Origin of the sequence: Rhizobium sp. YTUHZ045 (assembly GCF_051124255.1) — a bacterium.
Lineage (GTDB): Bacteria > Pseudomonadota > Alphaproteobacteria > Rhizobiales > Rhizobiaceae > Rhizobium.
Genome location: NZ_CP101432.1, coordinates 680,773 through 703,237, shown reverse-complemented (window position 1 = coordinate 703,237; position 22,465 = coordinate 680,773). Strand labels below are relative to the sequence as shown.

At 61.6% G+C, this 22,465-nt stretch carries 16 protein-coding genes and 1 tRNA gene; 7 read left to right on the top strand and 10 right to left on the bottom strand.

Annotated features, from left to right (window positions below; all coding sequences use genetic code 11):
- Window positions 1–32: 32 nt before the first annotated feature.
- The 3 genes from NMA58_RS03395 to NMA58_RS03385 all read left to right on the top strand — a co-directional run bounded on the left by NMA58_RS03395 (window position 33) and on the right by NMA58_RS03385 (window position 1,989).
- A complete protein-coding gene (locus tag NMA58_RS03395) occupies window positions 33–680 on the top strand; it encodes a S24 family peptidase (RefSeq protein ID WP_085777282.1) in 648 nt (215 codons plus the stop codon).
- A gap of 804 nt (window positions 681–1,484) precedes the next feature.
- Entirely contained in the window at window positions 1,485–1,748 is a 264-nt protein-coding gene (locus NMA58_RS03390) for a hypothetical protein (RefSeq protein WP_430957227.1), read from the top strand.
- A 13-nt stretch (window positions 1,749–1,761) separates the two neighbouring features.
- Window positions 1,762–1,989: a hypothetical protein gene (locus NMA58_RS03385; protein ID WP_434712337.1), complete on the top strand. Its 228-nt coding sequence runs from the start codon at window positions 1,762–1,764 to the stop codon at window positions 1,987–1,989.
- Window positions 1,990–2,015: 26 nt separating this feature from the next.
- On the opposite strand, the gene NMA58_RS03380 is transcribed toward NMA58_RS03385, so the two are convergent.
- Window positions 2,016–2,255: a DUF982 domain-containing protein gene (locus NMA58_RS03380; protein WP_430957226.1), complete on the bottom strand. Its 240-nt coding sequence runs from the start codon at window positions 2,253–2,255 to the stop codon at window positions 2,016–2,018.
- A 689-nt stretch (window positions 2,256–2,944) separates the two neighbouring features.
- Window positions 2,945–3,021: transfer RNA gene (locus tag NMA58_RS03375), tRNA-Pro, on the bottom strand.
- Between the two features lie 262 nt (window positions 3,022–3,283).
- Here NMA58_RS03375 and NMA58_RS03370 point away from each other — a divergent pair.
- Window positions 3,284–3,691, top strand: coding sequence for a hypothetical protein (locus NMA58_RS03370; RefSeq protein ID WP_085777277.1), 408 nt, complete (start codon window positions 3,284–3,286; stop codon window positions 3,689–3,691).
- Between the two features lie 392 nt (window positions 3,692–4,083).
- On the opposite strand, the gene NMA58_RS03365 is transcribed toward NMA58_RS03370, so the two are convergent.
- Window positions 4,084–7,056: an NAD(P)-dependent oxidoreductase gene (locus NMA58_RS03365; RefSeq protein WP_434712333.1), complete on the bottom strand. Its 2,973-nt coding sequence runs from the start codon at window positions 7,054–7,056 to the stop codon at window positions 4,084–4,086.
- A gap of 667 nt (window positions 7,057–7,723) precedes the next feature.
- Here NMA58_RS03365 and NMA58_RS03360 point away from each other — a divergent pair.
- Complete coding sequence (locus NMA58_RS03360) at window positions 7,724–8,914, top strand: TCR/Tet family MFS transporter (RefSeq protein ID WP_434712332.1); 1,191 nt, start codon at window positions 7,724–7,726, stop codon at window positions 8,912–8,914.
- A gap of 329 nt (window positions 8,915–9,243) precedes the next feature.
- On the opposite strand, the gene NMA58_RS03355 is transcribed toward NMA58_RS03360, so the two are convergent.
- The 4 genes from NMA58_RS03355 to NMA58_RS03340 all read right to left on the bottom strand — a co-directional run bounded on the left by NMA58_RS03355 (window position 9,244) and on the right by NMA58_RS03340 (window position 15,073).
- Window positions 9,244–10,308 carry a dipeptidase gene (locus tag NMA58_RS03355; RefSeq protein ID WP_434712331.1) on the bottom strand — a complete coding sequence of 355 codons (1,065 nt, stop codon included), beginning with the start codon at window positions 10,306–10,308 and terminating at the stop codon, window positions 9,244–9,246.
- A 262-nt stretch (window positions 10,309–10,570) separates the two neighbouring features.
- The gene (locus tag NMA58_RS03350; RefSeq protein WP_434712330.1) at window positions 10,571–13,966 is read right to left on the bottom strand and encodes an acyl-[ACP]--phospholipid O-acyltransferase; all 3,396 of its coding nucleotides are present in this window, start codon (window positions 13,964–13,966) and stop codon (window positions 10,571–10,573) included.
- A gap of 92 nt (window positions 13,967–14,058) precedes the next feature.
- A complete protein-coding gene (locus tag NMA58_RS03345; RefSeq protein WP_008529123.1) occupies window positions 14,059–14,340 on the bottom strand; it encodes a YiaA/YiaB family inner membrane protein in 282 nt (93 codons plus the stop codon).
- Window positions 14,341–14,386: 46 nt separating this feature from the next.
- Window positions 14,387–15,073, bottom strand: a complete 687-nt coding sequence (locus tag NMA58_RS03340) for a PspA/IM30 family protein (protein WP_434712328.1) — start codon at window positions 15,071–15,073, stop codon at window positions 14,387–14,389.
- Between the two features lie 111 nt (window positions 15,074–15,184).
- Between NMA58_RS03340 and NMA58_RS03335 the strand changes: the two genes are divergently transcribed.
- Both NMA58_RS03335 and NMA58_RS03330 read left to right on the top strand, forming a co-directional pair.
- Window positions 15,185–15,799, top strand: a complete 615-nt coding sequence (locus NMA58_RS03335) for a TetR/AcrR family transcriptional regulator (protein WP_434712327.1) — start codon at window positions 15,185–15,187, stop codon at window positions 15,797–15,799.
- Between the two features lie 409 nt (window positions 15,800–16,208).
- Window positions 16,209–16,988, top strand: coding sequence for an SDR family NAD(P)-dependent oxidoreductase (locus NMA58_RS03330; RefSeq protein ID WP_434712325.1), 780 nt, complete (start codon window positions 16,209–16,211; stop codon window positions 16,986–16,988).
- A 143-nt stretch (window positions 16,989–17,131) separates the two neighbouring features.
- On the opposite strand, the gene NMA58_RS03325 is transcribed toward NMA58_RS03330, so the two are convergent.
- The 3 genes from NMA58_RS03325 to NMA58_RS03315 are packed head-to-tail and all read right to left on the bottom strand — an operon-like array spanning window position 17,132 to window position 22,461.
- A complete protein-coding gene (locus tag NMA58_RS03325) occupies window positions 17,132–20,098 on the bottom strand; it encodes a DEAD/DEAH box helicase (RefSeq protein WP_434712324.1) in 2,967 nt (988 codons plus the stop codon).
- Between the two features lie 9 nt (window positions 20,099–20,107).
- Complete coding sequence (locus NMA58_RS03320) at window positions 20,108–21,520, bottom strand: EH signature domain-containing protein (RefSeq protein WP_434712323.1); 1,413 nt, start codon at window positions 21,518–21,520, stop codon at window positions 20,108–20,110.
- A complete protein-coding gene (locus NMA58_RS03315) occupies window positions 21,517–22,461 on the bottom strand; it encodes an OmpA family protein (protein WP_434712322.1) in 945 nt (314 codons plus the stop codon). Before NMA58_RS03315 ends, NMA58_RS03320 begins: the two co-directional genes overlap by 4 nt.
- Between the last annotated feature and the right edge of the window lie 4 nt (window positions 22,462–22,465).

The following is a 22,465-nucleotide window of genomic DNA, read 5'->3' as shown; positions in this document are numbered from 1 at the left end:
CATGTACCTTTTTTTAGGGTATTATTTATATCATGTTGAAAGATCAGGAACAATTTGAGCGCGAGGAACGCGCAAAGCGTCTGGTCATGGCCAGGAAGAACGCGGGCTTTGCCGGGCCGAAGGCGATCGTCGATCGTTTCGGCTGGAACGCCAATGTTTACAAGGCGCACGAGTCGGGCCGGAACGGCTTCGGCATCGCCGACGCGAAGAAATACGCCAAGGCGTTCAGGGTCAATCTCAACTGGCTGCAGTTCGGAACCGGCGATGCGCTCGATCCGGAGGAGCGGCCGGTCTCCGTCGCCGACGTGCCGAAGATTTCCTGGGTCAGCGCCGGGCAGCTGACCGAGCAGGCGCCGATCACCGACTTCTCGGAATTCCCGACCGTCGCCGCGCTCGATCTGCCCGATGGCGACTGGATCGCGCTCGAGGTCGAGGGCAATTCGATGAACAAGATCTCGCCGCCAGGCTCGATCATTTTCGTCAACCGCCGCGACAAGCGCCTGGCGCCGAACGCGCTTTACGTCGTCGCCGACGAGACCGGGGCTGCGACCTACAAGCGCTATCGCCCGAACGACAATCCGCCCTTCCAGCCCGCCTCCTACGAGGACGTGCCGCCGCCGGAATTCCACGGCGCCGTCACCATCGTCGGCCGCGTCCGCCGGTCGGTGATCGAGATGTGAGAGCAAGGCTCTTCAAAAAAAATATGAATCTAATCTGTGACTTAACGCTTATCGTTCCAGCAAAATTCCAACGACTTCCCAAAAGATTCAAGATCATCCGCCCGTCCTCACGAGCCGGCAGGATCTGGTCCCAAATCGCGACACTTGCCGTGCTGATCACCGCTTTCGGCGCCACGCAGGCGATCCTGCTTTGAGGTGAACCCCTCACAACGAAGACGGCTCTCAAGACCGAAGCCCGCTCTACCCGGGCTCCAATCGCCCCGCGCAAGGTGCCTGCAGCGACCTCGCGACTGACGCCTGCAAACAACCGCTTCGAGCGCAGGCGTCCAATCTGAAGGCCGCGACGCGCCGCAGAGCGGATCATCGCCCGCCCCGCGCGCCCGCGATATCCTGATCTCTCTCACTCCCTCTCTCCTCTATCTCCTTCCTGTTCCTGAAGGCTGGTGAGGGAGGGTTCCGGCCAAAGCTTCCCCCTACCCCATGAGCAAGGCCCATGAAGCCGGGAGAGCATTGGCCATGTCCTGAAGGCCGGAGCCGGGATGGGACACGTGCCAGAGGGGCCATTCGCTTCGCCCTCGTCCTGATTTTCTGACAGCGCACTTAAGGACTTTCGCTTCCCGCGCCGCTGGGCTTCGTCAGCTCGGGAGTTGCACCCGGTCGCCCAATCATCTGGTCGAGACTACGCCTACGATTCGTACCTCGTCAATCTTTAAGGTATTTTTTATACCTTTTTCGATTGACGATTTGGGGTATGTTATGTACCTTTTCCGATATGCCGACCGGCCGGCACGAGAGGGCAGAGCAATGCAGCATATCCGCAGGATCGAGACCGAGCAGAGCCGGCGGGACACCCGCTGGAATGCGGTGCGAGGGCTCGACGACTGCGATGCCTATATGGCCAACGAGGCCCAGCGCATGGGCGCCCTCGGCTTTGCCTATCTCGGCCGCCCCGAACATTCGGTGCGCGGCCCGTCATGGCTGCGCGGCGCCACGGCCAGCGTCGAGGCGCATTACCGCTATGCCCGCGAGATCATGGGCATCACCGATCGCGATCAGCTCTATGCCTGAGGGAGAAACCGACATGTCCGCCGATTGCAGCGTCAAAGCCTTTTCCGGCTGCGCCTGCCTGCCCGGCCAATGCGGAGAGAAGCCCATTATCCCGGCACCGGTCACCTTCGTCTCCTGGCGGCTCCAGGCAATCACCTGCATCGCCTTCGGCTTTCTGACGGCGATCGTCTCGTCCGCCTGGATGCAGCCGCAACTCAAGAATCCCGACCTCGATAATCGGAAGCAAGCATCATGGAAGTAAGCGAATGGTTTTCGAAGCGCCGCCAGTCAGGAGCTGAACTTGATGTCGCTTGCCCTGGCCGCGGTGATGAATGCCCGCCGCACCTGCTCGGGCTCAGCGACATCGTTGAACACATCGAGCACCAGCAGCTCGGCGGCCTTGGCCGCCGGCGTCTGCTCCGGCCAGTCGTTCAGCAAGGCATTGCCGGCCTGAACGACGTTGTAAACGGTCCTGGTCTTGCCGTTGATGGTGATCTTCACCGGCTTGAAGCTTCGTCGCCTGCTCATGATGCAGCCCCTCACGCGGAACACGCGACTCAACGAGCGGCGGTCGGACTCGTTCCGGTTGCGATGACTATCTCACATGTAATAGTCGCCGAGCGAATCAACTTGCCGGCAGCCGGACGTTCGAGAGCCAGAAAAAGGTGGCGACCGGTTTTTGGGTCGACCGCCTAACGCACGGGAGACGGGGGTTTTAGAAAATCTCGTTGGAGAGCCCCCTCTGAATACATATCAGTCTCGAGTTGTAGATAATTTGCTCCTCGGAGAATAAACCTACAATCTTACGGCTACTCATCTCTATATAGCCGCTAGACTAGCATTCACGATAGTATTAATCATTGCAATAAATATTGATTTGTGTAAAGTAACTGCACAGCGCCCAGACGCGCTATGCCTAAGGAAACACCCCCCTTTCTTAATCCCCGCTTTTCGCGGGGCTTTCTTTATCAAGTTGAATCTCCGGAGGCGGTTGGACCTATTCCGGTTTTTCCTTGGAGCGTGGAGTGCTGTTACCGCGGCAGCTCCGCCTTTCCATCACGCATATTGGCTCCACGAAATCATGACCACGGAAGAGATCAAACGGTGTTGTGCGCATGCAAGCGCGGAGCTTACAGCAGGCAGCAAACGCTTTCTAAGCGGTCCGCATGATCACTCGATCCGAAAATGAAAAACCCCGCCGTGGCGGGGTTTCTAGCTGGTCGGAGTGGAGTGATTCGAACACTCGACCCCCACGTCCCGAACGTGGTGCGCTACCAGACTGCGCTACACTCCGTGACCAGCGGCGCTTCTATAGAACAGCCTATCTGGTTGCACAAGCGCCAAATTTCAAAAAGCCGAGGGATTTTTTGACGGGTTGATGACAGAGGCCGGAATGGGGCGCTGCTGCAAAAAGACACACTCTGAGCAAATCGAACGGAAGTGCAAAAGGGGCAATTTTCTTTTGCCGGGTTCCGCGCTAAAGGGCTCGGCGGGACAGGCGAAACCGTCGCGACGGCGGCTTCGCAGCCATTGCGCTAGAGATCAGGGACGACACGATGAAACTCCGCACCATTACCGCGGCCGGGCTTGCAATTGCGCTTGCCGGATGCACGACCATTCCTTCCGCCGGCAATCCGATCGAGGCCCGCTGGGTCGGCAAATCGGCCGGCGTCTTCTTTGCCGCCTACGGGCCGCCGATCAGCGATCGCGAGGAAGGTGCGAGCACCATCTACACCTGGCGCGGCGGCTACAAGACCGTGCGCATTCCGGCGAAATATGCCGAGGGCGCCGACGGCAAGCGCGGCAAGCAGATCGCCGCCGCCCGCACCGCCTATCTGCGCTGCCAGGCCGAAATCACCACCAATTCCGATTACACGATCCGCGACATCCGCACCGTCGCCGACATTCCCGGCGTTAACGGCCCGTCCTATTGCGCCGAGTTCCTGGCGCCCGAACAGAAATAAGGACGGTTCGTCCGGCATATGGAGACAGGCGGCAAGGGTGCCGCCTGTGACCGCCCGTAACGCGTGGATACCCCCCTCTGCCCTGCCGGGCATCTCCCCCACAAGGGGGGAGATCGGCTGGGCTTTAGGGTTTCCGCAAACAATTTCCGTTTACAACGCCGCTCGTCTTTTCAGACGAATCTGCGCATCGCTCAGCGAGGGACGAAGTCTTCGCCTCCTGCCAATCTCCCCCCGTGTGGGGGAGATGCCCGGCAGGGCAGAGGGGGGTTCCACAGGATGCGACGCCCACGTCTGCCACGCGCCGCGTGATCTCGATAATCGCGATCGTCTTGCCGCGTCCCGTCATTCCGATAACGACAGGAGACCATCGCCGCCCGCCGCGCCGCTCCTAATCACCTCTCCGCCGGACCGTAGAGGCCGAGCTGGTCGAGAAGCGCCCGCTGCCGGTCGGCATTTTCGACCAGGAGGCCGGTGTAGCGCTCGACGATCCGCTGGCGGTGAGCCGGATCGGAAACGGCAGAGAGCGCGCCTGATATGGCGGCGATCTTTTCCGAGGCCTGGCGCAGCTCTTCCAGAAGCTTGGACTTGCCGGCTTCCGCAACCACCTGCTTCGTCACCTTGCCGATGCCGGCCGGCGTGCGGCTGCCGGCCGAGACGTAACCCGCCGGCAGGTCGCCCTTCAGATTGACGACCGACTTGAAGCGGATGACGTCGAAGATCTGGTCGACCGCCTGCTTGGCGCCGGTCACCCGTGAGGGATGGTCGGTGTCGGCAGCGGCATGCGGCAGCAGCTCGAGCTTACCCTTGTGGCGCTGTTCGAGCGGCAGGTAGGGCAGCATCGGGCCGCTCAGCGTGCCGGTCGCAGCGTCCCGGAACAGGTCGGCGTCGATTGCCGCATGCGCGATCTTGCCGGATGCCAGTGCTGCATCGAGCGCATTGGGATCGACGACTTCGCCGCGGTCGTAATTGACGAGCACCGCGCCGTCCTTCATGGCGGAGAGCACTTCTGCATCGACGGTGCCGGCATTCGAATAGACGCCGGTCGATGCATCCAGGCGGCCGAGACCGATATGGACGGAGAGCACATCGGCGCCGCCAGCCGCTTCGACCGGGCTTGCGGCATAGTCGAAACCCTCAGCCTCGATCCAGCGCTTGTGGTGCTCGCGGGCATAGATCGCCACATTCATGCCGAAGGCCTTGGCGAGCTTGGCGACTTCACGGCCGATATTGCCGTATCCGAGCACGGCAAGCTTGCGGCCCTCGAGCTTTGCCGTCGGGAAATCCTTCAGCTGACGGCCGGTGTCGAAATCGCCGTCGGCGACCATGCGGTGCAATCTCTCGACCGGCAGGTCGGGAACGACCTTCAGGATCGCCTTCATCACCATCTGGGCGGTCGCCCGGCTGTTGATGCCGGGCGTGTTCATCAGGGCCGCAGTGCCGCCCTCGCCATTGCCGCCGCCCCAGGAAGCCGAGCCCATATTGCCGGTGCCGGCACCAACGCGCACGCCGCCGAGCGGGAAGACCGAGGCCTTGGGAATGAAGGTCGCCGCCGCGATCAGCGCGTCGTACTGGCCTTTGTCGGTCTGCGGCAGGATCTCCGCCTCGGTGCTGAGGTTCGGCTGATAGAAGAAGTGGATGCGGCCCTTTTCGAGGCCGGCACGATCACTGAGCGGACCGAGATGGAAGACCCCACCCTTCTCCTCGATATAGGCCTTGACCTCGCTGTAATCAGGCTCGCCGTCGGCGCCGAAACGCAGGCCCACCAGGTCGGCGATCAGCACCGTGTAAGCGCGGTTCGGATCGTCCTTGCGCACAGCGCCTTCGGCTTTGACCGGCGCCTCGAAGGTCACGCCGTGCTTTTCCAGCTCCTCCTCGAGAACGACGATCTTGGCTCTGAGATAGGCATATTGCAGATTTTCCAGCAGTGCCACGACATCGTCCGGCTCGCGGATGCCGCCGACCCAGGCGCGGTAATCGCCCGGCGTGCCCGGGAAGGCATTGACGTAGCGGGCCGCGTCGAGGCCGGGCTCGTATTCGCCGTTCGGATGGGTGATGCCCTCATAACCCAGCAGCTGCTTCGACCGGGCGATGATCCGGGCGTGGATGCCGGCGTCGGTGATGCCGTCGTCCTCGACCTTCAGCAGCGTCACCGCAGCACCGCGGCGATCGGCATCGGTAACGGTCAGCGACAGCAGCGGATGCGACTTGACCCATTCGTCGATCACGGCGCGATTGGCGGCGGAGCGGCGGTTGAGCTCGACGACGGAGCCGACCCGGGCTTCCGACTGCAGCAGGCCGAAAGTGGTTTCGGCAAAGGCAAGCGCGCTGTAGGTGTTGATGACGCCGCCGAGCATGCGGTCTTCGGCCGGATCGTAGAACGGGCCGGCATCGACGGAGCGCTTGGCCGAAAACGGCTGGCGGGGATCGATCGGCGGGGCGATCTTCAGCTGCCGCGGGATCGCCCAGGCGGGATCCTGCTGGTTCTTCTCGATCAGCGCCAGCGCATGCGGCGTGAAGGAGGCGACGAAATAACCCGAAATGCCGCCGATCGCCTTCTGGAACGGCATGAACAGGCAGCATTTCGCCATGACGGCGCTCACCAGCTCAGGCTCCCACGGCATGGCGCCGAGCATCGAGGTGGCGTCGAACACCGCATGGCGGTTGGCCGGGTCGCCGTCGAGCCAGCTCAAGAGTTCGCGGATCTCGCGGCTGGTATAGGCGTTCGCCCCCGTCGTCTCGTGGCCGACGCCGACGAAGATCGAAACGCCGAGGGCCGTCAGTTCAGCCGCCGTCGGGATCACGCCCTCGGAGGCGGCGAAATGGATGCGGCTCTCGCAGCCCTTTTCGGCGAAGCGCTGCATCTCGATCAGCTGCGTCGCCCACGACTGGCGGAAGAAGCCGGCGGCCTTGGACGGATCGCTTTCCGGCCACGGCGTGTCGACATAGACGCGCTGGCCGGCGTCGTTGGCATTCATCAGGTGCTGGATGCAGACGGTGAAGCCGCTATGGCCGCCGCCGAGCCCGACCGCCATGCGGTTGACCTTCGGAAAGCCGAAATAGCGATGGATCGCCCGCATCATGTCGGTCAGGATCTTATCGGCCGGGTAGCCGCGATGCATGCTGCGGGAAATCTCGGCCGTGGTGAAGCCGCCGATATCGTTGCCCCGGTCGTCGAACTTGCGATAGGTCTTTTCGATCCAGGCGTCGAAGGCGATGCGCCGCAGGCGGCTGTCCACCTCGTCGGTCGTCGCATCGGTGATCGGCCCGACGCCGAAGAACGGGTTGGACGGCAGCTTCGGCGCACCCGAGGCGGTCTGCCGAAGGGCGATCAGTCGCTGTTCCTGCATCTGCGCAATATCTGTCATTGCCTGCCTGCCTGTTTCCGGAGCTGAAGTTGCCTTCATGGTGAAGCGAGTGCTCCGGCTCGACAACCTCATATGCGCCGAACGACAGGCGAAACGCGCCATTGCTATGGCTGCGGTGATGTTCGCGCGGTTGGCAGCAGGCGAGACGCTCCGATGCCAGCCCCTCATCCGCCTGCCGGCACCTTCTCCCCGTTCTGACGGGGAGAAGGGGATATGCCGCACGCCCTCCGTTCCCACCAACCTCTCGCAGGGCACGTCCCCTCTCCCCGTTTTACGGGGAGAGGGTTAGGGTGAGGGGCAACTCTCTGCTCGGATCCGAGGTCTATTGCCCGTCGACATCGCAACCCGCAGTCGCTCACCTCACTCACAAAACAGACTTGCCGCACGCAACCATCCAGCGTATGTCTTTGCCGTCGCGAAAAGCGACTGCCTCCCTTGATCCGCTCAGTGGCGGAGTAAACAGGTGGACGAATGGGTCGTCCAGGCGGTCGAGCACACGCCGGCCATGCGCATCAGCCATGGTTCGGCCAGCACTCCCTGAAACCAACGCCTGACGAGATCAGGCCTCATCGTGAGCCCTCGGCGTCGCGACGCAATTCCATGATTTGAACGAAATCAGGGATGCGCTGGCGAGCCTCCCGGCTTGCGTCGACCACGGAACGCACCCATGACCAGATCCCTCATCGTCATCTTTACGGCTATTGTCCTCGATGCCGTCGGCATCGGCCTCATCTTTCCCATCCTGCCGCAGCTCCTGCAGGACATCACCCACAGCGGCGACGTCGCCCCCACTATCGGCGCGATGACCGCGCTCTACGCGGTGATGCAGTTCATCTTCGCGCCGGTGCTCGGGGCGCTGAGCGACCGGCTCGGCCGCCGGCCCGTGCTGCTGATTTCGCTTGCCGGTGCAGCCGTCAACTACCTGTTCCTGGCGCTCGCGCCCAACCTGCTGCTGCTCTTCATCGGCCGGGCGATCGCCGGGCTGACGAGCGCTAACGTCTCGGTGGCCACCGCCTATATCACCGACATCTCGCCGGAGGAGAAACGCGCCCGCCGGTTCGGCCTGTTCAACGCCATGTTCGGCCTCGGCTTCATCATCGGCCCGGTCCTCGGCGGCGTGCTCGGCGATCATTGGCTGCGGCTGCCCTTCATCGCAGCCGCCGCGCTCAACGGCGCCAACCTGCTGCTCGCCTTCTTCGTCCTGCCGGAATCGCGGCCTGGCAGCCGCGAGAGGATCGACCTTGCCGCGCTCAATCCGCTGAAGCCGCTGAGCGCGGTGCTGGAGATCAAGAACCTGCTGCCCGTCATCATCCTCTTCTTCCTCTTCAGTGCCACCGGCGAGGCCTATGGCACCTGCTGGGCGCTCTGGGGCAGCGACGCCTTTCACTGGAACGGGCTTGCGATCGGCCTGTCGCTCGGCGCCTTCGGCCTCTGCCAGGCGCTGGCCCAGGCCTTCCTGCCGGGACCGGCGGTCCGGCTGCTCGGCGAACGCGGGGCGATCCTGACCGGCATCGCCGGCGTCTCGATCGCGCTTTGCACCATGGCCTTTGCCGACCGGAGCTGGATGATCTTCGCCATCATGCCGGTCTTCACGCTCGGCGGCATCGGCGTGCCGGCGCTGCAGTCGCTGGCGACCCGGCAGGTCGATGAAAACAGCCAAGGCCGGTTCCAGGGCGTGCTCACCTCCGCCGTCAGCCTCGCCTCGATCGTCGCGCCGCTTGGCTTTTCCGGCCTCTACTTCCTCGTCCGGCAGCAATGGCCGGGCGCCATCTGGCTCTCGGTCGTCGCCGTCTATGCGCTCGCCGTGCCGCTGATTCTGGGTTTCGGGCTGAGGAAGCCGGCGGCTGCGGCGGGCTGACATGGGCTCCCCCTTCGGGTCAAAGCCCTAAGACGGGAATGCCGGAGGTTGTGGTGACGCTTCTTAGCCTGCGTGGCGGCACGGAGCACCCCCCTCTGTCCTGCCGGACATCTCCCCCACAAGGGGGGAGATTGGCAAGAGGCAAACACTTCGCCCTCTCTGTCGATATACGGATGCAAGCGATTTTGTTTGGGGAAGCCCGTGCCGCCAGCCGATCTCCCTCCTTGTGGGGGAGATGCCCGGCAGGGCAGAGGGGGTGTCCACAAGACGGGCGCTTGCCAATCCCCACACCGCCTCCCCCGCCTGCACCGCGCTTGTCGAAATCGCCTTCACGATGACCGGCTGTTCTTCCACGTCAACTCGAACACGCGCAGCCAGTTGTCGAAGGCGAATTTCGACAGGCTCTGCCCGTCGAAGCCGCGCTTGCGCATTGCTTCGAACAGATGCGGCAGACCGCTGGCATCCTTGATCCCGCGGGGGATCACCGCGCCGTCCAAATCCGAGCCGAGGGCGACCCGGTCTTCGCCGACGCGGTTGACGAGATATTCGATATGGCGAACGACGAGATCGAGCGGTGTATCCTCGTTCAGGTCACCATCGGCGCGGATATCGTTGACCGAGAGGTTGAAACCGATCACTCCATCGGTGTCGCGGATCGCATCGAGCTGCCTGTCGGTAAGATTTCGGGTCGACGGGCAGATGGCGTGGGCGCAGGCATGGGTGGCGACGAGAGGGGCATCGCTCAGCGCCGCCACATCCCAGAAACCCCGTTCGTTCAGATGTGCCAGATCGATCATGATGCCGAGCCGATTGCAGGTTCTGACCAACTCCTTGCCGATCTCCGTCAGCCCTGGCCCCGTATCTGGCGACTTGGGATAGGCGAAGGGAACACCGTAGCCGAAGATATTCGGACGGCTCCAGACCGGACCCAGCGACCGCAGGCCCGCCGCATAAAGCCGATGGAGATAGTCGAAACCGCCATCCAGCGCTTCGGCCCCCTCCATATGAAGCACGACGGCAAAGGCGCCGTCGGCCCTCGCCGCCCTGATCTCCTCGACATCGATCGCCAGGCGCATCTGGCCGGCGGAGCGGCGGATCAAGCTTTCCAGCGCCAGCCGCTGGGCTTCGATCTGCCGGCGGGCATAGGCCGGATCGACGGCCTCGGCATAGATCACCTCATAGCCGTTTTCGTTGATGATCAGGTCATTTTCCGGCTGGCGCTCCGGGCCCGCATGCAGCGCAAACAACCCGCCGGCCATGCCGCCCTCGCGTGCCCTCGGCAAATCAAGATGGCCGCTTTCCGAGCGCACGAGAAAATCCCGGCCGGCGGATGTGTACTCCCCCATGAACTGAACCGCGTCATTGTGCCCGTCGAAGACATCGATTTCGGCCATGTCGGTTTTCTCCGGGATCGCGAGATCGTTTATCCATTTTGGCGAGATTTATCTGTCGGCTAAAGCCAGCGGAGGGCCGGGAGATCGGCGAGAGCGGCCCCTCATCCGGCTGCCGCCACCTTCTCCCCGCTTGCGGGGCGAAGGGACCATGCCGCGACCTCTCGGTTCCCCACTAACTCCTCGCAGGGCACGTCCCCTCGCCCCGCGAGCGGGGAGAGGGTTAGGGTGAGGGGCAAGTCGCGATCTCATCGGCCGCGGACAATCACGCCGCCTCTTCCTTCTCAGCCGCCCCCTCCGCCAGCTTGCGCGCCGCGACGAAATCGACCTTGCCGGAGCCCAGCACAGGCACCTTGCCGACGGTGACCTCGGCCGGCACCATCATGTCCATCGCCCCCCTGGATTTGGCGAAGGCGAGGAATTCGGCGCGGGTGGCGGTTTCGGCGTCGGTGAGCAGCACCAGGCGCTCGCCCTTCTTCGGGTCGGGCAGCGAAGAGACGACCGAGAGGGCGCCCGGCCAGAGCTCGGCGGCGAGCGCCTCGATTGCCGCCAGTGACACCATTTCGCCGCCGATCTTGGCGAAGCGTTTGGCGCGGCCGCGGATCTTGACGAAGCCGTCCTCGTCGATGCTGACGATGTCGCCGGTGTCGTGCCAGCCATCGGCCAGCGGTTCGAGCACGCCGGGCTTTTCGGCACGGAGGTATCCGGCCATGACATTGGCGCCGCGCACATGCAGCCTGCCGCCCTCGTCGATGCCCGGCACCGGTTCGAGCTTCCATTCCATGCCCGGCAGGATTTTGCCGACCGTGCCGGAGCGGTTGTACATCGGCGTGTTGATTGAGATGACCGGCGCGGTCTCGGTGACGCCGTAGCCTTCGAGGATGCGCAGGCCGAATTTTTCCATATAGGTCTGGCGGGTTGCCGCCTTCACTGGCTCGGCGCCGGCGAAGATATAGCGGATCGAGCGGAAATCATAAGGGTGCGCCGTCCTCGCATAGCCGTTGAGGAAGGTATCGGTGCCGAAGATGATCGTGGCATTGGAGACATAGATCAGTTCCGGCACGATGCGGTAATGCAGCGGCGAGGGATAGAAATAGACCGGCACGCCCGAGATCAGCGGCAGCACGGTGCCGGCCGTCAGCCCGAAGGAATGGAAGACGGGCAGGATATTGAACACCTTGTCGCCGCTGTGGAAATCGATGCGGGCGGCGGCCTGGGCGGCGTTCGACAGCACGTTGCGGTGGGTCAGCACCACACCCTTCGGCGTGCCTTCCGAGCCGGAGGTGAAGAGGATGACGGCCGGGTCGTCGGCCTGGCGTTTGACGAGCGGCCGCGCCTTTCGCAGAAGGCCGATGAGCTTGTCCTTGAATGAGATTTCGGCTCTGAGATCATCGAGCCAGACGATCGCCAGCTGCTTTTCCAGCTCCTCGATGACAGGGCCGAGCTTGGCCTGGGTGACGAAGGCGCGCGAGGTCAGCACGTGTTTGACTTCGGCCGCCTTGCAGGCGGAAAGGATGTTGGCGGCACCTGATGTGAAGTTCAGCATGGCCGGCACCTTGCCTGATGTCATGACGCCGAGAATGGTCGCGGCGGCGCCATTGGCATTCGGCAGCATGACGCCGAGGTTCTGTTCCGGGAAGCGGGCGCGGAATTTGGCGCCGAGCACGGCGGCCCCCGTCAACAGCTTGCCATAGGTCAGCCGGCCGGTGACCGGATCTTCGACCGCGAGTTTTTTCATGCCGAATTCGTGGCCGGCCCGGATGACGCGCTCGAGCACGGTCGACGAGGTATCGGCGGTGCGGAACAGCAGGTTCGACATCACCTGATAAAGCGCTGCCCCCGCCGCCGTGCGGCGCTTGCGGCCTTTCAGCTCCGGCGGCACTTCGAGCTTCACCGGCTCGAGAATGGTGACCTTGACCTTGGGAAACAGCCGGCGGCGGATCTTGCCGTTGTCGAGATAGGAGAAATAGGTCTTCTCCAGCCCGTCGATCTTGACCGGCACCACCATCGAGCCTGTTTTGTCGGCGACCATGGCGGCGCCGTCATAGACCTTCATCAGCGTGCCGGTCACCGTCAGCCGGCCTTCGGGGAAGATACCGATCGGGTTGCCCTCCTGCGCCACCTTGATCAGCGAGCGCGTCGCCATCGGCTTGGTCGGGTCGAGCGGCAGGAATTTGCACATTTTCAGGAAGGGCCGCACCCACCAGGCCTGGGCGATCTTGTAATCGACGGCAAAGACCGGCTCCTCCTCGGTGATGGCGAGCGCCAGCGCGCCGTCGAGCAGGCTGACGTGGTTCAGCGCAATGATCGGCGCCGGGCCGGCCTTCTTGATGTTCTCCAGCCCCTCGACCTCGAGGCGCATGAAGGCGCGGAACAGGATGGAGATGAAATCGCGGAAGGCATTGGTCGGCAGCATCTTCAGCATCAGCCAGGCGACCGCGAAATTGACGATGCCGAGGCCGATCAGGATCTCAGGGATGGACGCACCGAGCGCCTGGATGACGGCGACGAGGCCGAGGCCGACGGTGATGAACAGCGCCGACAGCACGTTGGCCGCACCGATTACGCGGGCGCGGCGGTCCTCATGCGCCCAGCTCTGCAGGCCGGCGAAGGTCGGCACGGCGATGAAGGCGCCCGAGATCGCCAGGCCGGCAAGATCGATGGCGACGCGGATGGTATTTTGCCCGGCGAAGAACGCAAGGATGGTCGTCGCGTGCGACGTCGAAGCCAGGCCCCAGAGGTTCCAGGCGAGATCGAGGCTGAAGAGGCCGAGCAGCGCGGTGCCAACCGGCGCCGGCAGAAGCACGACGCGGCCCGCCGACATCCAGGCGGCAATGCCCGAACCGACGGCGACGGCAATCGCGAAGACCGTGAGATAGGCCGGCACGACGAGCTCGGAGCCGCCGAGCAGCTCGGTCACCATGGTCGGCAGGATGGAGAGAATGAAGGCGCCGACCAGCCAGAACCAGCAATTCATCAGCGCCGAACGCCACAGCCGCTTATCCTCACGGATTTCCATGACCAGCGTGTAGCTGGAGCGGATGACGTTGCGGTCGATCTCAAGATCCGGCGCCTTGGAGCCGGTCGCCGGGATCATCCGGGCCGACAGCCAGCAGAGCACCGACAGCCCCATCATCATCGAGCCGAAGAGCAGCACATTGTCGCCGCTGGAAAAGGCCAGGGCTGCGATGATCGTGCCGCCGAGAATGGCGATGAAGGTGCCGCCCTCGATCCAGGCATTGGCCTTCGGCAGGTCGCGGCGTTCGAGATGATCGGGCAGGATGCCGTATTTGATCGGCCCGAACAGCGCCGAGACGACGCCGAAGCCGAAGAGCGCCGCCATCAGGACGAAGATGGAGGAGAAGGCCAGCCCGACGACCGCAAGCGCCGCGATGCCGATCTCGCAGCGTTTCAAGAGCTCGGCCACCTCAGCCTTGTCGTGCTTGTCGGCGATTTCGCCGCCGAGTGCCGAGAGCAGCAGGAAGGGCACGATGAGGATGACGCCAGCCAGCGTCACCAGCGCTGCCCCCTCGCTCGCCGACATCTTGTAGAGAATGAGGAAAACGAGCGTATTCTTGAGGAAATTGTCGTTGAAGGCGGTCAGGAATTGTGTCCAGAACAGCGGCGCGAATTTCCGCGATGTCATCAGATTGGTTTGCACGGCGGGACCCTCTTTCGATCGGCAGAGAAGGCCACAGAGTTGTTACGCAAAAGTTGAGCGCGATAACAACTCTGCGATGTGGTTAAGGAAGATCAATCTTCACCGTTACGATTGAATTTGACCAGCAGCTTTTCGGTGCGGGCATCTTCGACCTTGCGGATCAGCTTCTCGGATTCGGCATTGTCGCGCAGCGTCTTGGTGATGTTCACCGTCGTCTGCACCAGCATCAATATGCCCATGGCGAGATAGCCCTTCCCCCAGAGATCGAGCGGCATCATGTAAAGGCCGAGCGCCAGCATGAAGGCGGCGGCGCCGAAGGAGATGTAGGAGAAGCTGACCCAGCTGGCGGAATGTTTCTGGAAACTGTCGTTCATTTCAGTGACCCTTTAATTTCTAGGGGTGGATGGTGGGATGACGATGTCAGGCGGCCGGCGTGATGCGGCTCTTCAGCCGGGCGAGCACGTCATCGGCCGATGAGGTGAGCGGCGCGCCGCAACCGGCATTGGCAAGCTTTTCGATGATGCCGGCCGGCCGCGTGGCGCTTTCCATCTCCTTCAGCGCCGCCGCCGTCAGCTCGTTCTGGCTCTGGCGCAGGCGAAGCCGGGCCAGCGTCTCCTCGGCCTCGTCGAGCGTCGCAAGGCCGGGGCCGGCGACGGCGATATCGAGCTTCTGCGCCTCCTGCGTGGCACGCGCGAGCCGCTCGCCGCGCTGCAGCGCCTGCAGCCGCGCCTCGGCATCCCTGACGATACCCTTCAGCTTGGCGATCGCAGTGGTGAACTGGCTTTGCGCCTGTTCCGACGCGTCGCGCTCGGCCTCGAGAAAGGCGATCGCTTCGGCGGCTTCCCGCGCCAGGCCCTCATTGCCCTTTGTGAGCGCCGCGGTGGCGCGGGTCTCGAGATCGGCGATGCGGGCGAGGATCGTCGCGTGCTGGCCCTTTTCCTGTTCGTTCTGGGCGATGGCGACGGCAACACTGCGCCGCGCCGACTGGATCGATTGCGCCGCATCACGGATCTGCTGGGCCAGCAGCGGCACGGCGTTGCGATCGGCGAAAGCCTGCTCGGCATCATGCGCCCTGCCCCGCAGCAATGTGGAAATCAATTTGAACATTTCTGTCCTCCGGTTTATGAACGTTGTTCACGAGATGAGTTATGGCAGAATCATGAACGACGTTCAAGATATTTTTTGAACGTCGTTCAGAAATTCGAAGGGAAATGGTTAATGGCCGGCAGACGAGAAGAAAAACGCGAGGACCTAAAGACCCGGCTGATCGAGGCGGCGCGCGAGCGCATCGCCCGCGACGGGCTTGCCAACCTGCGCGCCCGCGACATCACCCAGGATGCCGGCTGCGCGCTCGGCGGCCTCTACACCGTCTTTTCCGACCTCGCCGAGCTCGTCATCCATGTGAATTCCGCGACGCTGAAGGCGCTGGAGGCGAGGCTGACGCTTGACGAGGCCAAAGGCAAAAGCCCGACCGATCGCCTGCGCAACCTCGCCCAGGGCTACCTCGCCTTTGCGGTGGAACACCGCAATCTCTGGAAGGCCCTGTTCGACCACTTCCCCCCCGCCACCAGCCCGACGCCGCAATGGCACCTCGACGAACACCTCTTCCTGATGGACGTGATCGCCGAACCGCTCGCCGAACTGCAGCCCGACATGCCCCCCGAAGACCGCGCCATCCGCGCCCGCACATTGTTCGGCGCCGTCCACGGCGTCGTCAGCATCAGCCTGGAGGGCCGCTTCGTCGGCCTGCCGCTGGAGCGGCTGGCAAGAGAGGTGGACGAGTTGGTGCAGACGATTGCAGCGGGGGCGGAGCAGCGGCGGCAGGGGATATGAGGTGGTGTGGGCTGGAGTGGCGTAGACTGACGTCGCGGTTTTTCGCGAAGCCCACCTCATACTCCGTCATCCTCGGGCTTGACCCGAGGATCCACGCCCGCCGACGGGCGCTGGCGTCAAACCATTGAAATTACCGCAGGAAAGGCCCCTCATCCGCCTGCCGGCACCTTCTCCCCGCTTGCGGGGCGAAGGGGGATAGCCGCAACCTCTCCGTTCCCCACCAACCTCTCGCAGGGCACGTCCCCTCGCCCCGTTTTTACGGGGAGAGGGTTAGGGTGAGGGGCAATCATCCCCACGAACGACACCGCCCAAACGCCCCGCCGGGAACCCACACCCCAACTCCAGCATTGAGCCCCCAACCAGAACCTGCTTCACTCCCCCACCCCAAGCCCCCGCGAAAGGAACCCCCATGAGCCGCATCTTCATCACCGGTTCCACCGACGGCCTCGGCCTCGCCGCCGCCCGCACCCTCATCCGCGAAGGCCACGAGGTCGTCCTCCACGCCCGCTCCCACGAGCGCGCCGCGGCCATCGCCGAGACCTCAGCCGCCGCCCTCGGCCTCGTCATCGGCGATCTCGCCAGCGCCGCTGAAACCCGCTCGATTGCCAAGCAGCTCAACACCATCGGCCGCATGGACGCCGTCATCCACAATGCCGGCATCTACCTCGAGCGCAGCCGCGGCGAAACGCCCGAAGGCCACGCCAAGACGCTGGCGGTCAACACGCTCGCCCCCTATCTGCTCACCGTCTGGATCACGCGGCCTGACCGCCTGATCTATCTCACCAGCGGCATGCACCGAAGCGGCGGCAGCACGCTTGACGACATTGACTGGAAGAAGCGGCCATGGAGCGCCAGCCAGGCCTATTCGGAAAGCAAGCTCTACATCGCCACCCTTTCCGCCGCCATCGCCCGCCACTGGCCGGATGTGCTGAGCAACGCGGTGGACCCCGGCTGGGTGCCGACAAAGATGGGCGGCGCCGGCGCGCCTGACGATCTGGAGATGGGGCATCTGACGCAGACGTGGCTTGCGACGAGCGAGAACGAAGCTGCAAAGGTGAGCGGCGGGTATTGGTATCACCGGCAGCAGCGGGAGGCGGCGGCGGAGGTTGGTGATGTTGGGTTTCAGGAGGCGCTGGTGGAGAGGATGGCGGGGTTGACGGGTGTTCAGTTGTTTGCACAGAAGGCATAGGGCAAGACCGGCCGCTATCGGGTGTTGCCGTGTAGGGGTCGATGTCGGTAGGCTTGGCTTAAGCAGTCGCGCCGCCAGGCCGGCAGGGCTGTCTTTAGCAAACTGTGGCCGCTTTGCGCCGTTTGGCATAATCTAGCCTGGTGCTATCCAACGACCTCTGCAAACAGCCCATCCACATCCCTATCCGATGTTGGAGGCGCAAGCATATCCCTAGATAAGCTCCGCTTCCGTTCAAGCAAATCATGGAGCCGCTGGTCAAAGGATCCGTCCTGATGTACGGGATGAATTGCCATAGGCAGGTGGATCGTCACATCCTTCGTTTGCCCGATGCGGAAAGCACGATCGTTGCACTGGTCCTCGACAGCCGGATTCCACCACCTGCTCAAATGAATGACATGGTTTGCAGCGGTTATGGTCAGGCCGATTCCGGCCGCCTTTGGAGACAGGATCAAGAGATCGAAGCCCGCCGGAGCTTGTTGAAAAGTATCGACTACCTCCTGCCGTTGACGCCCGGCCATAGCCCCATTGATGATTTGCGGACGGACAGCCAAGCCGAAATGCTCTGATATCGCTGCAGCAAATGTCCGTTGCATAGCGCGATCTTCCAAGAAGACCAGCGCCTTTTCCGATCGGCGGCGGATATCTTCGAGAAGCGCGACGGTTTTTTGCAGCCGGGCAGAACTGTTGATCCATGATGCGCGCCAAGTGGGATCGTACGCATTGGTGTCATCCCCACGTTCCGGATGAAGTGAGATACCGCGCAGGCGGTGCAAAGTTTCGAGCATGCTTTTGCGAGTCTTCGATCCGGCTTTCGCGATCGCGACGGCGTCGTCGTATGCTCGCGCCTGCGCTGAGGGCATCGTGACCGGATAGGTTGCGATGTGTTTATCCGGCAAGTCCTTTGCAACATCATCCTTCATCCGGCGCAGCATGATCGCGGGCGCGCCACCCTGAGGACGGTCCATTTTCGCCTTCAACTCAGTAAGCGCGGAAGGATCCTCATCGCCATAGAGGTTGGAGAAACTCTTCAGATCGCCGAGATATCCCGGTGCAACCCGGTCCATGATGCACCAAAGATCCTCAAGCCGGTTCTCAATTGGAGTTCCGGTCATCCCGAGAACGAAGTCAATGTTCATCGTCTTAGCAGTATGGCTATTGATGGAATCGGGAGACTTGACCTTCTGCATTTCATCGAAAATCGCAACGGAATAAGCAATGCGCGCAAAGCTCCGGTGGTACAGCGCAAGGGTTTCATAGGTTGTCAGAATCCAATCCACCTGACGGATATAGTCAACGTCGAGCGCGTCTTCCTCTGTCCACCCTGCGCTCTTCGGTCTTTTGAGCGTCTTGAGCCCTGGGCCAAAAGCCTCAGCACAACTGCCAAGCTTGCCCGATTTCAAGTGAATGCTGGCTTCCTTCTTCCAATTGTCGAGAAGTGAAGTTGGAGCGACGATCAGAAACGGTCCTTGTAGTGGGCGGTACATGCCGCGCCGGGCGGCCATGTTGTCCTTGATCCATGCAAGAAAAGCCAGCCCTTGGAATGTCTTTCCGAGACCCATGTCGTCGGCCAGCAGCGCGCCTGGCCAACCCTCCTTCCAGCAATTGCAGAGCCACTCAAAGCCCTGCAGCTGGTGTTCCTTCGGCACTGTTCCGTTAATGCTTTGAGCCGGAAAGGTAAGAGGGATGAGGTTGCCGCGCTTAGCCAACCTAGAATGATAGTCGAGGCCTTCGAGGTTTTCCTTGATGATAAGCACATCATGGTTCGCAGCTGGGAGGGGTTGCCCCTTATCTTGCGCTCCGCCCGAGTATGAGACGCCCTCCTCTCCAAGATGCGTTAGCGTCGTCCTTACATCGGAAGTCCTGTAGGGCTCGTCTTCGAAGTTGACCAAGTCGGAGCCGTCTTGCTCCGCCTGATCACAAAGGACATGGAGTTCCTCAATTTTTTCCGGTGTTGCGTTGATTGTTTTACTGCCAATTTTGACGACGAACTCTTCCGGCAACCAGTGGTTGGATTTTCGGCTTATCCACGGAAGGCTGGGTTTTTCCCATAAACCCAGACCTTCGATGCGGTCTGAGTACTGCACGGTTTCAACGAAGAGACTTGCTGCGAGCGCATCCCCGTCTTCGCCAAGGGCCGACGCGATGCGAGTGCGAGGATTCTTGAGAAAGGCCTTGCGCTCCTCGACAGACGCGCCTCGCAATTGCTTCACGACGTCGAGGGCCGTGCGTAGTGCCGGATCCACGAGCAGATAAGTGTTGCGTGCAATAACGTAGGCTGCGTCGGTTCTGCCAGGGCGTGAAAGAGCGCGTTGGTGAAATTCGTCTTGAAGCTGGGGCGGCAGCAGGGCGTCCGCGTCGTTGCTGCGCTTTTCGGCGCTCGACGTCCATGCAGCGGCGTCGTCCCCATCTGTTTCGGGCGCGTCGTTGCCGTCATCGACCTCGCCAAACTCCGGCTCAGCCAGCCTCGCCATCAGGATTGGCAAAAAGTGGGGTCCATGCGATGTCTCGCGGACGTCGAGCCCGAATGCGCCCGCCTGATAGATTGTTAGAGAACCGACAAATTTGTCGGCCTGCACTTCGTCGCCGAGATATTTTTGCAGTGCTTCCTGAACCTGCTGCCACAGGGGCAAGCGCTCGGAGAAGGGTTTGCCAGAGGTATTGTTGTAATCACGTGCTGCAATATGGATCTCGTAGAGTGGTCGTGACAAACGACCCCACTCTCCTCCTACGCGTAAAAAAGGACCTTGGAAGTCCGGTGCTATTGCGCGCGAATTCTGGTCTTGCCAGCTAAGTAATAGGATGCTGTCGGAACTATCGATACGCCCGCGCATGGAAACGGTAACTGATAGGCCAATCTGTTTCGGAATTCCTAGGAGTTCGACCTGCGACGCCGACAAAGAAAGAATGAATTCGGGCGTGGCAAACACCCCATTACCGGAAGGGACCAACTCGCCCGCTGCGACCGCATGAGAAATGAAGCGAAAACTGGAAGCCGAGCCTGAAGCTGTATCTCCCCATTGCCCGTAGGGAACTGTCTTCTTGCCGAGAAGGCCGCGCTGTTCGAATTCGATGACCGCGCCGTTGTGTTGCGGGACGCATCTGAAGCTCATGACCAACCTTTATTTGTAATCACTAGGCTGCAACCTCGTATTTGTCATCCGGTAGATCCGATCGGCGACGACGCGTTGCCAACTGTATGTTTTCGGCGAGCTATGAGTCTTGACGAGATATCGCGAAGTGTCGGTATCATCCTTCGAAATCGTTACGTCATCCGAACTATAGCTTTTCTGATAAAGTTTCGGAGCGCTCCGCTCTGAAGCGTCTGACCAAATGTTGACTTTGCCGTTGTGACTCCAGTCGGCCACAACGCCTTGCCCGACCTCAAGGAGTAGAACGGCATGTGTGCGCTGGATCTGTTTAGAGCCGGCGCCGTTGAATGTTCCAAAGTCTACGTTCTTGCCGAAGCGGCTACGCGCGAAACGGGCGCCATCGTCCGCAAAGACTACCCACGCGCCCTGGATGATACCCTTGCGATACGCCGCCTCCCAGAAAGCGCGCCGATAGCGCCACATCTCGGCGTCACTTGGATCATTTACCGTGAGGCCGACGATATCGAGGAACTGCCGAAGCGACTGTTCCGTCAACCACGAAACGACCAAAGCCTTGATTTGTGGGAAGCGTTCCCAGCGGCCAGGATAGGTTCGCGGGTCTTTGAAAATCGAAACTATGAAATTGAGGAAAATATCTTTGATCGCTTTCTCAGGAGACTTGCCGAGAAACGGCTTCATCAGTGCTTCGGCAATCTCGAGATCAAGTCCCTTGAATACCAGTTCATTTCGACTGTCGAGCGCATACGATCTGACCATATCTAGGCGCTTCATATGGTCGGGTTCCGCTCCGCTGCCGAGTTCGATCAACAGATTTCGCGTGATCGCCTCCGTAAATCCAGACTGCGCGTCAAGCGCGCTGAACCCCAGCGATCGCATCGCATCCGAAGGCGACATATTCTGCTGCAACGCCAAAGCGGCGATCTTCCTGGGACCGAGCACCGGATCGTAGAGCGCGTAATCCCGTTGATACACGGCAAAAGGCGCACCCCAACGATGACTACCTCGTTGCAGTGCAGAACTGACGAGGTCGAGCCCCGGTCTGTCGGCACGAAACTGAATCAAGTATACGGTGGCTAACGTTCGATACAGCTTGCGCTTGTCGCTTCGGCCAATCTCTTCGATAATTCGGCTAAGAGCATGTGGATTCTCGGCGAGTGAAGGTTTCGCTTCCCACAGACACCAGATGGCGTCTCGGAATTCCATTGTCGACAAGGAGCTGTCCACTTGCAGTAACGGCAGCAATCGTGCGGCTATGTCGTTCAAGGAGGCGGTGTCGCGTCGTGTTCGATCGTCCATGCCCGTTGCGCCGATTGCTTGCGCGGCTTGTTGCGCGTAGGCATACTTGGGTATGACGTCGTGGCCTGAAAAACCGGCCGCGCGTGCCGAGGTCGCCGTGCAGGCATCACGGAACAGGGCAGTCATCTTGCTTTAGCCGCCTCCTGCAGTTTTCCGATTTGCTCTTCCATATCGTCGGTGAGTCGCAGCACGTCCTTCAGCCGGTCTGAGGGATCGACCTGCATCACAAATCGCATGTCGATGCGGCGGTTCTTTTCAAGGGCCTGCCTGGCGATTTCGGGCCCTTCATTGGGCATTTCCGTTCCGGGTATCGGGCGTGTTGAGGAATAGCCGGAGACAGAGAGGATTTCTTTCTTTTCCGGGTTTCTAAGCGTTCTCAACGATGGCTGGAAAGCAGTCAGGGTTCGATAAGTCTCGACCGCCCGCTCGGTCGAAAGTTGCCAATTCCGGCTGTCGCCGGCCGCGGTCTCCGAGCCTTGTTGGTCGGTATGTCCCTCAATGAAAACCGTGTCAATCGCAGCACCCGGTGCAAGCTGCTGGCAATCCGTTGTGCTGTTCGCGACGACGCAACCGGTATAGCGCGGCAGGACCCGAGCAAGAACGGCCGCAAGCTTCCTAACGTTATCCGATGCCTGGGCGTTCAGGTTGGACTTGTCTGTTGCAAAACGAATGGCGTTTTCCGTCAATCGTAGAACGCCGTTTTCCCGGTCGATTTGGACGTCGAGGCCAGTGGCCTTCAACTCACGTTCAAGATCGTTGAGCAGGGCGGTTCGCTCTTTTTGGGACTGGCTAAGGTTTTCCAGCTCTCTGTTGATCTCAAACCGCAAGCCATTCAGTTGCTCGCTCACCTGCCTAATCTTTTCGAGGACCTCTTCTATCTGAACCTTCGATTTATTTGCCTGCTGTTCGGATTCGTCCGTCTGCTTTTGGAATTGCAAAGCGAAGACCATCAGCATGATGATGAAGATGAAAAGTATGCCAACCATCATGTCGGTCATCGACACGAAATAGTTTTCCTCTTCTTCTTCGACCGCCGGACGACCGGCAGCATCGTCAAACGCCAGCATCGCT

Coding starts and splice junctions, on each gene's coding strand:
- NMA58_RS03330 (WP_434712325.1), top strand. CDS start 16,209: ATGAGCCGCATCTTCATCACCGGTTCCACCGACGGCCTCGGCCTCGCC.
- NMA58_RS03380 (WP_430957226.1), bottom strand. CDS start 2,255: ATGAGCAGGCGACGAAGCTTCAAGCCGGTGAAGATCACCATCAACGGC.
- NMA58_RS03355 (WP_434712331.1), bottom strand. CDS start 10,308: ATGGCCGAAATCGATGTCTTCGACGGGCACAATGACGCGGTTCAGTTC.
- NMA58_RS03335 (WP_434712327.1), top strand. CDS start 15,185: ATGGCCGGCAGACGAGAAGAAAAACGCGAGGACCTAAAGACCCGGCTG.
- NMA58_RS03395 (WP_085777282.1), top strand. CDS start 33: ATGTTGAAAGATCAGGAACAATTTGAGCGCGAGGAACGCGCAAAGCGT.
- NMA58_RS03340 (WP_434712328.1), bottom strand. CDS start 15,073: ATGTTCAAATTGATTTCCACATTGCTGCGGGGCAGGGCGCATGATGCC.
- NMA58_RS03345 (WP_008529123.1), bottom strand. CDS start 14,340: ATGAACGACAGTTTCCAGAAACATTCCGCCAGCTGGGTCAGCTTCTCC.
- NMA58_RS03320 (WP_434712323.1), bottom strand. CDS start 21,520: ATGACTGCCCTGTTCCGTGATGCCTGCACGGCGACCTCGGCACGCGCG.
- NMA58_RS03360 (WP_434712332.1), top strand. CDS start 7,724: ATGACCAGATCCCTCATCGTCATCTTTACGGCTATTGTCCTCGATGCC.
- NMA58_RS03390 (WP_430957227.1), top strand. CDS start 1,485: ATGCAGCATATCCGCAGGATCGAGACCGAGCAGAGCCGGCGGGACACC.
- NMA58_RS03315 (WP_434712322.1), bottom strand. CDS start 22,461: ATGCTGGCGTTTGACGATGCTGCCGGTCGTCCGGCGGTCGAAGAAGAA.
- NMA58_RS03325 (WP_434712324.1), bottom strand. CDS start 20,098: ATGAGCTTCAGATGCGTCCCGCAACACAACGGCGCGGTCATCGAATTC.
- NMA58_RS03370 (WP_085777277.1), top strand. CDS start 3,284: ATGAAACTCCGCACCATTACCGCGGCCGGGCTTGCAATTGCGCTTGCC.
- NMA58_RS03365 (WP_434712333.1), bottom strand. CDS start 7,056: ATGACAGATATTGCGCAGATGCAGGAACAGCGACTGATCGCCCTTCGG.
- NMA58_RS03385 (WP_434712337.1), top strand. CDS start 1,762: ATGTCCGCCGATTGCAGCGTCAAAGCCTTTTCCGGCTGCGCCTGCCTG.